We start from the raw sequence: 12,716 nt of genomic DNA, 5'->3' as shown, positions 1-12,716 counted from the left end.
CCGGTGTACCAAACTCCTGAGATATCGGCCGCTCCCCCCGCGCACGGGTGCTTCCAGGTCCCGAGGAGCCGGAAACTCAGGAGTACGGCCCGCCCGGCCCGCTCGCCGGCCCGCCGCCCCGCCGCCCGCCCCGCGCAGCGACGACGGATGCCACGAGGCCCAGGCCCCGTGGCATCCGCTGTGCGAAGAACCGGCGATTACGGCGCGGTCGCTCCGGCGGCGATGTTGTCGTCGTAGTCGACGTCCTTGGTCTCGGGCGAGAGCACGAGCGCGATGAGCGTCAGCACACCCATGGCCGAGAGGTAGACGCCGACGAGCCACGGGTTTCCGTCGCCGGCCGCCCACAGGGCGACGGCCACGATCGGTGCCAGGGCCGCGCCGAGGATCGACGAGACGTTGTACGAGATCGCCGATCCCGTGTACCGCACGTTCGTCGGGAACAGCTCGGGGAGCACGGCGCCCATCGGACCGAAGGTCGCGCCCATGAGCAGGAATCCGACGATGAGGAACGACTGCACGAGCACGCGGGTGAACGCGGGGTCGGCGTGCGGCACGAGGAAGAACGAGAACGTCAGGCCGAACACGATGATCGCGAGCGTCACGCCGATCAGCAGGCGCTTGCGTCCGATGCGGTCGGCGATCGGGCCCGAGAGCATCGTGAAGATGCCGAAGAACACCACGCCGATGATCTGCATGATCACGAAGTCGGTGTAGCCGAAGCCCAACCCGGGAACGTAGGCGGCGGCATCGAACGGCGTGCCGGCCTTCTCGGCCGCGGCCTGCGCGCCCTCGAGGGTCGCCTTGGTGCCGTACGACAGCGTGAAGCTCGTCATCAGGTAGAACAGCACATACGTCGCCAGCATGATGAACGTGCCGAGGATGAGCTGCTTCCAGTTGCGGCGCAGCGCTTCGCCGAGCGGGAACTTCTTGATCGCGCCGGTCTTCTCGGCCTTGGCGAACGACTCGCTCTCGACGAGGCGCAGACGCACCCACAGGCCCACGATCACCATGACGGCCGAGAAGAGGAACGGCACGCGCCAGCCCCACGCGAGGAACTCGGCCGAGCGCTGCGCGGTGCCGTCGGGGTGCGGCAGGGCGAAGTTGATGAAGAGGAACACGCCGTTGGCGATGATGAAGCCGATCGGGGCGCCCAGCTGCGGGAAGGTGCCGAACAGCGCGCGCTTGCCCTTCGGGGCGTTCTCGGTCGCGACCAGCGCCGCACCCGACCACTCGCCGCCGAGGGCGAAGCCCTGGGCGAGGCGCATCACCAGCAGCAGGATGGCCGCCCACACGCCGATGTCGTTGAACGTGGGGAGCAGGCCGATGAGGAAGGTCGCGACACCCATCGTCAGCAGGGATGCCACGAGGGTGGCCTTGCGGCCGAACCGGTCGCCGAAGTGGCCGAACACCACCGCGCCGAGGGGACGCGCGACCATGGCCGCGCCGAAGACGCTGAACGACAGCAGGAGCGACGTGGTCTCGTTGCCGGTGGGGAAGAAGAGGATCGGGAAGACGAGCACCGCCGCGGTGGCATACGCGTAGAAGTCGTAGAACTCGATCGTCGTTCCGATGAGGCTCGCGGTGATGACCCGCGAGCGCGGGTTCGCCGGAGTCGAGGAGGAACGAGTGGAGGGGGAAGAGGTGGTCATGACAGCCTGACGGGAGGGTCGATCGTTCGCGTCCGAGGTGGGGCGCAGCGGTGGCGCGGAACGATCGCGGGGGTGTGCGAGATCGAGCGCGCGGCGGGGGCACCGGGAACGTCCCCGTGTGAGGGGCGTGAGGCGAACCAGTCTATGCGTGCGCTGAGCGTTCGTCGGGTTTCGCCTGGCAATGCGTCCCGCCCGTCGCGCGCTCAGCGCCGGATGACACCGTCACCGGCTCACACCGGGGCGGAGAATGTGCACCGGGGCGTCCGTTGACCGCCCCGGTGCACGTTTCGCGCCCCGAACCCGCGCCCGCCGCGCCCGCCGCGCCGGCCCGCCGCACCGCGTCAGCCGCGCAGCTCCCTCAGAACCAGGGCGGTGCGGATCGCCGCGTCGGCGGCCTCTTCGCCCTTGTCCTCCTTCGAACCCTCGAGCCCGGCCCGATCCAGACCCTGCTGCTCGTCGTCCAGGGTCAGCACGCCGAAGCCGACGGGCTTGCCCGCGTCGAGGGCGACGCGGGTGAGGCCGTCGGTCGCCGCCGACGACACGAACTCGAAGTGCGGCGTGCCGCCCCGGATGATCACGCCGAGGGCGACCACGGCGTCCGCGCCCCCCTCGAAGGCGGCCCGGGCGGCGACCGGCAGCTCGAAGGAGCCCGGAACCCGCACGACGCGGTACGTCGCACCGGTGGCATCCAGAACGCGCTTCGCGCCCGCGATCAGGCCGTTCGTGATGACCTCGTGCCAGGTGCCGGCGATGACGACGACGTTCAGGTCCGACGCGTCGATGCCGCCGGTCTCGGGTGCTCCACTGCCGGCCATCAGGCGCTCTCTTCCTTCATGTGCGCGAGGGCGTCGCGCAGGTCGTCCTCGGCGATGATGTGGCCCATGCGATCGCGCTTGGTCTCGAGGTACTGGTGGTTGTTGGGACCGACGCCCACGAGCAGGGGGACCTGCTCGACGACGTCGAGGCCGAGGGCGCGCAACTGCGACACCTTGTCGGTGTTGTTCGTCAGCAGGCGCACCTTGTCGACACCGAGGTCGGTGAGGATGCCGGCGGCGGCGGCGTAATCGCGGGCGTCGGCGGGCAGGCCGAGCGCGAGGTTGGCGTCGACGGTGTCGAGGCCGCGCTCCTGCAGGTTGTACGCGCGCAACTTGTTGATGAGGCCGATCCCGCGCCCCTCGTGGCCGCGCATGTAGATGACGATGCCGCCGTCGCGGTCGATCGTGTCGAGGGCGGCGTCGAGCTGCGGGCCGCACTCGCACTTCAGCGAACCGAAGGCCTCACCGGTCAGGCACTCGGAGTGCACCCGCACCAGCGGGGCCTGCTCGGTCAGATCGCCCGAGACGACCGCGAGGTGGTCGGTCCCGGTGACGCGGTCCTTGTAGGCGAGGAAGCGGAACGTGCCGTGCGAGGTGGGCACGTTCGACTCCGCCCGCAGGCTCACCCGGCGCCGCGCGGGAGCCGTGACCGGCAGCGGGTCGGTCTCGTTCAGGTAGCCGATGAGCTGCTCGATGGTGATGACCGGGATGCCGTCGCGCTCGCCGAGCTCGAAGAGTCCGGGCAGGCGCATCATGCTGCCGTCCTCGGCGACGACCTCGGCGATCGCGCCGACCGGCTCGAGGCCCGCGAGACGCATGAGGTCGACGGCGGCCTCGGTGTGACCGGCGCGCTCACGCACACCGCCGTCGACGGCCCGCAGCGGCAGCACGTGCCCCGGACGGATGACGCTGGTCGGCACCGACGCGGGGTCGGCGAGCACGTTGAGCGTGCGCGCGCGGTCCGAGGCGCTGATGCCGGTGGTCACGCCGGAGGCGGCGTCGACGCTCACCGTGTACGCGGTGCCCCGGGCGTCTTCGTTCACCGCCACCATGGGCGGCAGATCCAGGCGGTCGGCCCACTCGCCCGGCATGGGGGCGCAGACGTAGCCGCTCGACCAGCGGACGGTCCAGGCGAGGGCCTCGGGGGTCGCGAGCTGGGCCGACAGGATCACGTCGCCCTCGTTCTCGCGGTCCTCATCGTCGGCGACCAGGATCGGTCGGCCCTGACGCAGGGCCTCCAGGGCCTCGGGGATGGTGGACAGGCTCATGCGGAGCCCCTCTCGGTCGATGCGGCCGCAGCCGCGGGATTCTCGGTCGTACGGAAGGCGAGCATGCGCTGCACGTGGCGCGCGAGGATGTCGGTCTCGAGGTTGACGGGGGTGCCGGCCTGGGCGCGGCCCAGGGTCGTCGCCTCGAGCGTCTCGGGGATGAGCGAGACCTCGAGCCACGGGTCGGACTCCGCGGCGTCGCTGACCGCGCTGACGGTGAGCGAGACGCCGTCGATCGCGATGGAGCCCTTGTCGACGACCAGGGGGGCGAGGGGAGCCGGGATGCCGACCCGCACGACGCTCCACTGCGCGCCCGGACGCACCTCGCGCACCACCCCGGTGCCGTCGATGTGGCCCTGCACGATGTGACCGCCCAGGCGCCCGTGCGCGGCGGTGGCGCGCTCGAGGTTGACGGCGAGACCGGGGGCGACGCCGGCCAGCGTCGACATGTCGAGCGTCTGCTTCATGACGTCGGCGGTGAACCAGTCGTCGCCCTGGTCGACGACGGTGAGGCACACGCCGCTGACCGAGATCGAGTCGCCGTGGCCGGCATCCGATACCGACAGCGGCGCGCGCAGCGTCAGCCGCACCCCGTCGCCCGAGGGCTCCACGGCGGTGACGGCGCCGATCTCTTCCACGATTCCGGTGAACATCAGGATTGTCCCTCTCGATCAGAGCTGGGGTGGGCGACGATCAGCAGGTCGTCGCCGAGGTTCTGGATGGATGCCACGCTCAACCGACGGGCGTCGGCGATGGTCGGCACGCCCACGTCGCCGAGCGCGAGGCGCGATCCGCCGAGCAGCACGGGGGCGACGTAGACGAGCAGCTCGTCGGCGAGGCCCGCGCCGACGATCGCGCTCGCGAGCGTCGGACCGCCCTCGACGAACACGCGCTGGACGCCTCGCGCTCCGAGGTCGGCCATCACGGCGGTCACATCGTGGGTGGCGTAGAACAGGGGCTCCCGCGGGTGGCGGCGCACCGCGGCATCCGGGGCCGTGTCGCGTCGTCCGACGATCACGGGCGTGGGCTGCGCGTCGAGCAGCGAGCCGTCGTCGGCGCGGGCGGTGAGGGCGGGATCGTCGGCGTGCACGGTGCCGGTTCCGGCGACGATCGCGTCGGCGGCCGCGCGTCGCGCGTGCACGTCTCTCCGGGCGGCGGGGCCGGTGATCCACTGGCTCGTGCCGTCGTCGGCGGCGGCACGACCGTCGAGGCTCTGCGCCCACTTCACCGTGACGTGCGGGCGACCGGTGCGCGTGAGCGAGATCCAGTCGTGCACGACGGATTCGGCGGCATCGCGCTCGATCCCGGACTCGACGTCGACGCCCGCCCGGCGCAGGCGATCGGCTCCGCCCGAAGCCGCGTCGGTGGGGTCGTCGAGCGCGTAGACGACGCGGGTCACACCGGCGTCGATGAGGGCGAGCGCGCACGGCCCGGTGCGGCCGGTGTGATTGCACGGCTCGAGGGTCACCACGGCGGTCGCGCCGCGGGCCGCGCCCGGGGCGAGCTGCGAGAGCGCGTCGACCTCGGCGTGCGGGGTTCCCGCGCCACGGTGGAAGCCCTCCGCCAGCACCTCGCCGGCGGGGGAGAGGATCACGGCACCCACCTGGGGGTTCAGCCCGCGCGGGCCGCGCCGGGCGAGCTGCAGCGCTCGCCTCATGGCGTCGATCTCGACGGCGGATGCCATTCCCTTGTCCTTCCCGCGAAGTCGGGGCAGGGCCAGCGGGAAGGCGTGTCACGCCGTCCGTGCTGCCTCCTATCCGGACTAGCGACGGATACCCGTCGCATCACCGTCGGTCCCGGAATTCCACCGGATCGGCCCCACCACCGAGGTGGAGGGGTTCGCGGACTGTCACCGCCGGTTCGGATTCTCACCGACCCCGGAGCACGTTGTTGCTCTTCGAAGTCTAGTCAACGCAGCGTTTCGAGGTTCATTCCCGAAACGCAGGGACACGCGACGGGGGCTCCTCCGTGCCTCTACTTGAGCAGTCGCGACAGGCGCCGGTCGGCGAGGAGCTTGCCGCCGGTCTGGCACGTGGGGCAGTACTCGAGCGAGTTGTCGGCGAAGAACACACTGCGCACCTCGTCGCCGCAGACCGGGCATTCTTCGCCGCGCCGGCCGTGCACGCGCATGCCGCGGCGCTTCGCATCCTTCAGCTGGGCGGGCGGTTTGCCCCGAGCTTCGTGGATCGCCTCGGCCAGGGTCTCGGTCATCGCGGTGAAGAGGCGGTCGACCTCGTCGTCGGTGAGGGTCGCCGCCAGAGCATAGGGAGACATTCTCGCGGCGTGGAGGATCTCGTCGGAGTACGCGTTGCCGACGCCGGCGATGATCGACTGGTCGCGCAGCACGCCCTTGATCTGCGTGCGTCGCCCGGCGATCAGCGCGCCGAAGGCGGCGCGGTCGAAGCCCTCGCCGAGGGGGTCGGGGCCGAGCCGTGCGATGCCCGGCACCTCGTCGGGCGTGCGCACCGCGTACACGGCCAGCGACTTCTTGGTGCCGGCCTCGGTGAGATCGAACCCCGAGCCGTCGTCGAAGCCCACGCGCAGCGCGATCGGCGTCTTGCCGGGCTTGATGATCGTCGTCGGCAGGGCGTCGTACCACCGCAGCCACCCGGCCTTGGCGAGATGGAACACGAGATGGAGCCCGGCATCGGTCGTGACGTCGAGGAACTTGCCGTGACGATCGACGGCGGTGACCGTGGACCCCACCAGCGCGGTGAGCGGCGGGTCGTAGGTCTTCAGCGCGTTGATCGCCGACACGGTGGCTTTGTCGACGCGCAGCCCCGTGATGCGTCCGCGCAGGAACTCGACGAGTCCTTCGACCTCTGGCATCTCCGGCATGGGGCCATCGTGTCACGCAGCCCCGACATCGCGGGCGGGTCTTGCGCGCGGGCAGGATGCCGTGCGGCCGCTCCCCGCGGTCACCGGCGTCCGGTGACCGCCGCGTCGCTGCCGTCTCGCCGACGCGTGCGGGCGCGCACGACGACGAGTCCCGCGACCAGGCTCAGCACGCCGGCGCCGAGGGCGACGCCGTCGATCGACGTCCCGCTCTCGGCGAGCCGGCCCGGGGGAGGCGCCGCGGCCGGCGCGGCGGTCGGGTCGGGCGCGGGCACGGCCGTCGGTGTGGGCACGGACGTCGGCACGGGCGTCGGCGTCGGCGCGGGCGGCAGGACGGCCGCGACCGTCGCGACCGCGTCGGCCAAGCCGGCCCCCGAGAAGCGCGACGCCTCGAGCGTCGACGGCCACGGCGAGGCGAACGCGTCGGCGCGGGCACCGTCGACGAGCGCGGCGCGCAAGGCAGCCGGCGTCGTGCCGGGTGCCGCCTGCACAGCGAGAGCGGCGACGGCGGCGACCGTGGGAGCGGCGGCAGACGTGCCGAAGAAGAGGTTCTCCTCACCGTCCATCGGCAGACTCACGGGCAGTCCGTCGACTCCCGCGAGCGCGGGACCGGGCACCGTCGTCGCCGTCGGCACGCCGAACAGGGTGGTGGCCGGGCCGGCCGACGAATAGGTGCCGAGCGTGAGGTCGGAGGCGTTGACCGCGGCCACGGCCAACGTCGCGGGGTCGGCCTCGTGGCCGATCAGGCTCGCCCCGATGTCGTCGGTCTCGGTGGAGTGGAAATACTCCAGAGCGGCGACCGCGAGGAACCTCACGACGTTCGGCATCACGATGCTGACCGCCGGCGTCGACGCCTCGGGTGTCACCCGACGCACGATCGACACCTCCCATTCGGTCGGATCCGCCGATCCGAGGCCGGACAACGCCGAGGGAACGAGCGGCCGCTCCGGATCGGAGGCCCAGACGACCTTCAGCTCTCCGGTCGAGAGGTTCTTGACGCCCAACCCCAGGTGCGTCGTCACGGAACCCGCTTTCTGCGCCCAGTGCAGGTTGGACAGGGTGGCGAAGCCCGGCAAGAGCGTCACCCCCAGGCCCGGATCGCTCCCGGGGCCGGGGTCGACATCCATGCAGTCCACCGCGGTGATCTCCGGGGTCGAAGCGAGGGCGGACTGCTCGACATCGGCGGCGCAGGGCATCGGGCGGTACCGGCTCGACGACCATCCCGAGACCGGGTAGCCCGCGCTGGGGTATCCCTCCGCGCCGGGACGGCCGAAGTTCCCCGCGGCGGAGACGTACAGGACGCCGGCGTCCACGGCTCGCTGGACGGCGTATCCCGCCGCGAGACGCTCGTACGCGAGGTCGTCGTCGGCGGCGAGGTCGTCGACGATGATGTCGGCGCCCGCGTCGCGAAGGGCGTCGATGGCCACGGCGAGGCCCGCGTTGTCGCTCGTGGGGGGAGCGGCGAACATCAGTTCGGCCCCCGGCGCGATGCCGTGGACGAGCTGGGCCATCGCCCGGCCCTCGTCGCTCGCGCTCGTGGAATTCTCGAGCACCACCCGCGTGGGCGTGGTCCATCCGCAGGGGTTGCCCGGCCCGGGAAGCCATCCCGCTGCGACGTCGGCGGCGACCACGTCCTCGCCGGCCGTGCCGAACGAGTCCGAGATGACGCCCACTCGCACGCCGCTGCCGTCGACCCCGAACGTGCTCCAGACGTCACTGGCACGCAAGATGTCGGCCGCGGGCGTCGGCACGGGGCGACAGTCGGTGCGGGCGGCCGCCTGAGCGGTGGTCGGGACGCTCAGGCCGACCAGCGCGATCAGTGCGATGAGAGCGGCGCGGCGCGAGGACGTCGGCGAGGGCACGGGGACTCCTGTCGGGACGGCGTCCTGCCGTCGCGCCATCGTACCGTCGGCGTGGCGGCTCGAACGCGCCGGCTCAGCCGCGCCGCAGCAGCCCGATCTTGTCGTACACGTCGGTGAGGGTCTTCTCGGCGACGGATGCCGCCCGCTCGGCGTTCGTGGCGAGTACGCGGTCGAGCTCGGCGGGGTCGGACAGCAGCTCGAGGGCGCGCTCGCGCACCGGCTCGAACTCGTTCACCACGACCTCGGCGAGCCCCTTCTTGAAGTCGCCATAGCCGCGACCGGAGTACTCGTCTTCGATCGAGGTGATCTCGCGACCGGTGAGGGCCGAGTAGATCACGAGGAGGTTCGAGACGCCGGGCTTCTCGTCGCGGTCGAAGCGCACGGCTCCCTCGGAGTCGGTGACCGCGCGCATGATCTTCTTGGCGCTCACCTTCGGCTCGTCGAGCATCCACAGCACGCCCGCGTCGGACTCGGCCGACTTCGACATCTTCGAGGTCGGGTTCTGCAGGTCGAAGATGCGGGCGGTCTCGCGCTGGATCATCGGCTTCGGCATGGTGAACGTCTGGCCGAAGCGCTGGTTGAAGCGCTCAGCCAGATCGCGGGTGAGCTCGATGTGCTGCTTCTGGTCGTCGCCGACGGGAACGACATCGGTCTGGTACAGCAGGATGTCGGCGGCCATGAGCACCGGGTAGGTGAAGAGGCCGACGTTCGTGGCATCCGTGCCGTAGCGGGCCGACTTGTCCTTGAACTGCGTCATGCGCCCGGCCTCGCCGAAGCCGGTGAGGGTCGACAGCACCCACTGCAGCTCGGCGTGGGCGGGGACGTGCGACTGCACGTAGAGAGTCGAGCGCGAGGGCTCGATGCCGGCGGCGATGTACTGGGCCGCGGTGCGGCGGGTCTTCTCTCGGCGCTCGGCGGGGTCGCCGGGCTGCGTGAGCGCGTGCAGGTCGACGACCGAGAAGAACGCGTCGTATTCGTCCTGCAGCTCGCGCCACTGCAGCAGCGCACCGATGTAGTTGCCGATCTGGAGGCTGTCGGCGGAAGGCTGCATTCCGGAGTAGAGGCGCTGCTGAGTCACCCCTCGATCCTAGGCGTCGGTGCGGGGAGCACCGTTCGCGGGACGGTGTCGGCGGCAGGTGATGCCCCGAGCGCCACGCGGCGACGACGCGACGGCATCCGGATGCCGGTGGGACCGGCGCCGCTCAGGCGCCGGGCCTCAGGCGCCGAGCGTGTAGTCGACGATCACCGGAGCGTGGTCGCTCCAGCGGGTGTCGTACGAGGCGGCGCGCTCCACGTGATAGCTCGTGACGCGCTCCGCCAGGGCCGGAGTGGCGACGTGGTAGTCGATGCGCCAGCCGCTGTCGGTGTCGAACGCCTTTCCGCGCATCGACCAGAACGTGTACGGGCCGTCGACCTCGCCGACGGCGCGACGACCCACATCGACCCAGCCGAGGCCCGCGCCGGTGGAACCGTCGACGCCCCCGACCTGCTCGCCGGCCGGTCCGAAGAACCGGTCGAAGTACGCGCGCTCACGCGGGAGGAAGCCGGCGTTCTTGCGGTTGCCGCGCCAGTTCTTGATATCGAGCTCGCGATGGCCGACGTTGAGGTCACCCGTGACGAGAGCCAGCTCGCGCTCCGACGCCAGATCGGCCAACCGCTGCTCCATGGCATCGAGGAACACCCACTTCGCGTCTTGCTTGGGGGTGTCGACCTCGCCGCTGTGCACGTACGCGCTGACGATGGTGACGGTTTCGCCGTCGATGTCGAAGTCGGTCTCGATCCAGCGGCCCGAGGCGTCGAGCGGCTCGGGCCCGAGGTGGGTGCGCGTCGCGATACCGGGCAGTCGACTGATGATCGCGACACCGGCGCGGCCCTTGTGCAGGGCCTCGTCGTTGACGATCTGCCAGCCGGGGAGCGCCTCGGCCAGCTGTTCGGCGGTCGCCCGCACCTCTTGAAGGGTGACGATGTCGGCGCCGGAGGCGTCGAGCCATTCGGTCATGCCCTTGCGGACGGCGGCACGGATGCCATTGACGTTGACGGAGACGATACGTACGGAACGAGCCACCCGTCGAGCCTAGCCGCGGGGTCCGACATCGCCGCGGGTCTCGACGCCGCGCCGGAAGGCCGCCATCTCGCCGCTCTGCGTCAGTCGGGGATCAGCGACATGCGGCGGGGCGCGGGAACGTCCGCCTCGGCCCGGGCGAGGGTCTTCTCGGCCGCGGACAGCGCCCGCTTCGCGCGCCAGCGCCACGGCCACCGGGTGAGTGCCAGGGTCCTCTCGGCCTCGCGCACGCCCACCTGCGCCGCGATCACGAGGGCCGCCTGCTCCATGGCGCGACGGTCCTCGGGCGAGCGCAGGGGAACGTCGCGGTCGCCCGCCGCCACCGCGATCCACGCCGCCGAGACCAGGATGACGATCCCGATCAGGCGGAACCACAGAAGGAAGCCGATCAGGACCGCGAACGTGCCGAGCAGCGGGTTCGTGGGGGAGTACACGACGAGGAATCCCGCCCCGACCTGCAGCAGCACCATGCCGGTCGCCCCGACCAGGGCTCCGGGCCAGGCGCGGCGCCACGTGAGGGTCGTGCCGGTGAGGAACCGGAACAGCGCGGCGAGGGCGACGGTGTTCACGGCGAACGCGACGAGCAGCGAGACGACCCGCGCGCCGACGGACCATCCGAGTGTCTCCCGGTCCCACCCGATGAACCCGAACACCAGGTCGACGGCACCGGTCGTGACCGAGCCGAGCAGGGCGCCCACGAGCAGCGCCAGCCCGAAGAGGATCGAGGCGACGAAGTCGCGGGCCTTGAGCAGCACGTAGTTGCGCATGTCGAAGGGAAGGCCGAAGGTGTCGCGCACCGCGCGGCGTGTGAACGTGACGAAGCCGATGGCCGTCCAGACGACGACGACCACGGCGACGATGCCGGTGATGGTGAGAAGCCGTCCGCTCTCCTGGGCGACGGATTCGACCTGCTCGCGATCGACGAGGCCGTTCTTGCTGATGATGCCGGGGATGTAGCTGTTGATGATCCCGATGAGCCCGTCGATGGCGCTCTTGCTGCCGCCGAGCCAGATGCCCACCCCGGCGAAGGCGAGGTACAGCGCCGAGAAGACGGCGAAGATCCCCTGGTAGCTCATACCCGCGGCGAGCAGAAAGCCGTTGTGCTGCAGGAAGTGCCGCCACACCCGGATTGGGAACCAGCGCGCGATTCGGGCGGCGCGGGCGATGGGCTGATCGAGGCGGCTGCGCACGGCGCTCTGCGCGGCCTCGAGCCGATCGCGCAGCGACGTGTCATCCTCACGGACCGCGGGCAGCGGCCGCGGATCGGAGTGGGTCTCGGTCACCCGTCGAGCCTAATGAATGGATGCCGTGGCCTCGCCGCGCGCGGGGACGCACGCCCGTGACGGCCACCTCCGTCGACGCCGGGCGGAGCCGGGATCCGGGGTCGAACGCCGAACGGCGGGGCGCCGAAGCGCACCCGCCGTTCGAGGGGGAGGGGTCAGCGACCGCCGCGGAGGACGGCCTGCTTGACCTCGGCGATGGCCTTGGTGACCTCGATGCCGCGGGGGCACGCCTCGGTGCAGTTGAAGGTGGTGCGGCAACGCCACACGCCCTCTTTGTCGTTCAGGATGTCGAGACGCACGTCGCCGGCGTCGTCGCGCGAGTCGAAGATGAAGCGGTGCGCGTTGACGATCGCGGCGGGGCCGAAGTACTGCCCGTCGGTCCAGAACACGGGGCACGACGAGGTGCACGCGGCGCACAGGATGCACTTGGTGGTGTCGTCGAAGACCTCGCGGTCGACGATCGACTGCACGCGCTCCTTGCCGGCCTCGGGCTTCGAGCTCGAGATGAGGAAGGGCTGCACCTCGCGGTAGGAGGCGAAGAACGGCTCCATGTCGACGATGAGGTCCTTCTCGAGGGGCAGGCCCTTGATCGCCTCGACGTAGATGGGCTGCGAGATGTCGAGATCCTTGATCAGCGTCTTGCAGGCCAGGCGGTTGCGGCCGTTGATGCGCATGGCATCCGATCCGCAGATGCCGTGCGCGCACGAGCGGCGGAACGACAGCGAGCCGTCGGTCTCCCACTTGATCTTGTGCAGCGCGTCGAGCACGCGGTCGGTGGAGTAGAGCTCCACGTCGTAGTCGACCCAACGCGGCTCGTCGTCGACCTCGGGGTCGAAGCGACGGATGTTGAAGGTGACGAGGAACGACTGGATCCCGGTGTCCTCCGGGGTCTGCTCGACCTTGTCGGAGGTGTCGACGCTCTCGATGACGGTGGATGCCATC

The 12,716-nt window shown here is 71.0% G+C and carries 11 protein-coding genes and 1 riboswitch; all 11 genes read right to left on the bottom strand.

All coding sequences use genetic code 11. From position 1 onward, the window contains the following. Positions 1–197 precede the first annotated feature (197 nt). Entirely contained in the window at positions 198–1,649 is a 1,452-nt protein-coding gene (locus tag IFU40_RS11060) for an MFS transporter (RefSeq protein ID WP_070408410.1), read from the bottom strand. 341 nt (positions 1,650–1,990) lie between these two features. Next, a complete protein-coding gene (gene ribH, locus IFU40_RS11055; protein ID WP_055834329.1) occupies positions 1,991–2,464 on the bottom strand; it encodes a 6,7-dimethyl-8-ribityllumazine synthase in 474 nt (157 codons plus the stop codon). Further along, entirely contained in the window at positions 2,464–3,732 is a 1,269-nt protein-coding gene (locus tag IFU40_RS11050) for a bifunctional 3,4-dihydroxy-2-butanone-4-phosphate synthase/GTP cyclohydrolase II (RefSeq protein ID WP_055834333.1), read from the bottom strand. Before IFU40_RS11050 ends, ribH begins: the two co-directional genes overlap by 1 nt. Then, positions 3,729–4,385, bottom strand: coding sequence for a riboflavin synthase (locus tag IFU40_RS11045; RefSeq protein WP_191926336.1), 657 nt, complete (start codon positions 4,383–4,385; stop codon positions 3,729–3,731). The genes IFU40_RS11050 and IFU40_RS11045 overlap by 4 nt, the downstream gene beginning before the upstream one ends. Beyond that, the gene (gene ribD, locus IFU40_RS11040) at positions 4,385–5,416 is read right to left on the bottom strand and encodes a bifunctional diaminohydroxyphosphoribosylaminopyrimidine deaminase/5-amino-6-(5-phosphoribosylamino)uracil reductase RibD (RefSeq protein ID WP_191926335.1); all 1,032 of its coding nucleotides are present in this window, start codon (positions 5,414–5,416) and stop codon (positions 4,385–4,387) included. The genes IFU40_RS11045 and ribD overlap by 1 nt, the downstream gene beginning before the upstream one ends. A 56-nt stretch (positions 5,417–5,472) precedes the next feature. Continuing rightward, positions 5,473–5,621: riboswitch (FMN riboswitch) on the bottom strand. Positions 5,622–5,706: 85 nt separating this feature from the next. After that, positions 5,707–6,570 carry an Fpg/Nei family DNA glycosylase gene (locus tag IFU40_RS11035; RefSeq protein WP_070408407.1) on the bottom strand — a complete coding sequence of 288 codons (864 nt, stop codon included), beginning with the start codon at positions 6,568–6,570 and terminating at the stop codon, positions 5,707–5,709. Between the two features lie 80 nt (positions 6,571–6,650). Continuing rightward, positions 6,651–8,429, bottom strand: a complete 1,779-nt coding sequence (locus IFU40_RS11030; protein WP_191926334.1) for a S8 family serine peptidase — start codon at positions 8,427–8,429, stop codon at positions 6,651–6,653. Between the two features lie 73 nt (positions 8,430–8,502). Continuing rightward, a complete protein-coding gene (trpS, locus tag IFU40_RS11025) occupies positions 8,503–9,507 on the bottom strand; it encodes a tryptophan--tRNA ligase (protein WP_082516487.1) in 1,005 nt (334 codons plus the stop codon). A gap of 138 nt (positions 9,508–9,645) precedes the next feature. Beyond that, positions 9,646–10,494, bottom strand: a complete 849-nt coding sequence (locus IFU40_RS11020) for an exodeoxyribonuclease III (protein ID WP_191926333.1) — start codon at positions 10,492–10,494, stop codon at positions 9,646–9,648. 80 nt (positions 10,495–10,574) lie between these two features. Then, positions 10,575–11,774 (bottom strand): YhjD/YihY/BrkB family envelope integrity protein, encoded by a 1,200-nt coding sequence (locus IFU40_RS11015; RefSeq protein WP_191926332.1) that lies wholly within the window; start codon positions 11,772–11,774, stop codon positions 10,575–10,577. A gap of 155 nt (positions 11,775–11,929) precedes the next feature. Then, on the bottom strand, positions 11,930–12,715 hold the full coding sequence (locus IFU40_RS11010) for a succinate dehydrogenase iron-sulfur subunit (protein WP_055834355.1): 786 nt from the start codon (positions 12,713–12,715) through the stop codon (positions 11,930–11,932). Between the last annotated feature and the right edge of the window lies 1 nt (position 12,716).

The organism is Microbacterium sp. CFBP 13617, from assembly GCF_014839445.1.
Classification (GTDB): domain Bacteria; phylum Actinomycetota; class Actinomycetes; order Actinomycetales; family Microbacteriaceae; genus Microbacterium.
This window is presented reverse-complemented; position numbering and strand designations above follow the sequence as displayed.